The following is a 1,337-nucleotide window of genomic DNA, read 5'->3' on the forward strand; positions in this document are numbered from 1 at the left end:
ATACCTAACAAACGGCTCAAGAGGGATTGCCAACGCGTGGCGGCTTTAGTACAAAATTGAAGTTCAGTGTTTTCGGTGTGTTTTTTGAGTTCGGCAGTGCGTTGTCAACCCCTTAGCCGGGCGTTATAAGTCATGGGAGGTTCCGTGGATAATAAAGAAAAATTTGAAATAGTTAGTCAAGAATACAAAGTCTGGAATTGGTTATTGTCCCATGAAAAAGAGTTAGGATATCTTAAGGCATATAGCGCTTTTTTTAGGTTTTATGATGAAATCGGGGTGGAAAATGAGGAGCAGGAGTTCAGCTCATCATTGGATCCGGAATATATAGAACTTGCATGGGATGTTACAAATAGGAAGGAATTCGTATCTTATGCGTCTCAAAAGGGAGCATTTATTCGCTCCTTACATGATGAAGAAGTTGCACTATATACGCTAATTGCATTCTCTGAGGGCATAGATAAGAAAACCGAAGGAGCGATTCAAGCTCTTTTCTATAAAAAAGGCTTAAAGGCTGAAAAAGCAAAATATGAAGAGTTACTCAACAATTTCCGTACTGACAGTACTAAGATTGCTGATGAATTTTTAATCTTAAATGAACAACTGTCTGACGAATTGCGAAAAGGTCAGCATGCTGTTATCGAACTCCAATCTGAATGTAAAATATTGGATAAAGAGAGCAAAAAACAGAAGCAAGCTGTTCTTGATATTGAAGAAATCAAGAAAAGGCTCGAAAGCAACTTAAAGATTGAACTCGAAAATAAGCTTAAGCATGCAAATGAGAGTTATGATGAATCTGTAGATAATCTCAATGAAAGGTTCATTGAAGAACAGGAAGCGACGAAAAAGCGCTTTGATAGTTTTAGGGAAGCATATGAAACTAAAAGCTCCTGTTAAGTATTGGACAGAGAACTGCGATCATCATAAGGAATCGGCAAAGAAGTTTGGTATAGCAAGCGTATTGTTGTCATTACTTATTTTTCTTCCAATAGCGTATGTAGCGTGGGAAATATTAGCTTCAGAGCAAGTTGTGTGGGGTAAGGTAGGTGTGGTTGCTTTTACAACATCACTGGCAATTTGGTTAATCCGTGTATTGGTGCGAATGTATTTAAGCCATAATCATATGCAAATGAACTCTCGAGAAAGAGTTGTTATGACTCAAGCCTACTTGGCATTAATAAGTGAGGGCGGGGCATCTTCGAGTGAGGAACGTAATTGACCCTGTAAATAATTCTGTGTAACTGTCAGGGTTACATGTATTGAGTGAGTCGGTCTTCGAACATAATCATAAAGCGGTTTAGAGCTTGTCGCCAGTTTCTGATCGGCATCGTCCATTTCTT

The 1,337-nt window shown here is 38.7% G+C and carries 2 protein-coding genes; both read left to right on the forward strand.

Going from position 1 to position 1,337, the window contains the following annotated elements:
- The first annotated feature begins 144 nt into the window (after window positions 1–144).
- Window positions 145–894 (forward strand): hypothetical protein, encoded by a 750-nt coding sequence (locus tag AACV20_RS12860; protein ID WP_249929795.1) that lies wholly within the window; start codon window positions 145–147, stop codon window positions 892–894.
- Window positions 872–1,216, forward strand: coding sequence for a DUF6161 domain-containing protein (locus tag AACV20_RS12865; protein WP_249929796.1), 345 nt, complete (start codon window positions 872–874; stop codon window positions 1,214–1,216). Before AACV20_RS12860 ends, AACV20_RS12865 begins: the two co-directional genes overlap by 23 nt.
- Window positions 1,217–1,337 lie beyond the last annotated feature (121 nt).

Origin of the sequence: Vibrio sp. B4-6 (genome assembly GCF_963888245.1) — a bacterium.
GTDB lineage: Bacteria > Pseudomonadota > Gammaproteobacteria > Enterobacterales > Vibrionaceae > Vibrio > Vibrio anguillarum.

Coding starts and splice junctions, on each gene's coding strand:
- AACV20_RS12865 (WP_249929796.1), top strand. CDS start 872: ATGAAACTAAAAGCTCCTGTTAAGTATTGGACAGAGAACTGCGATCAT.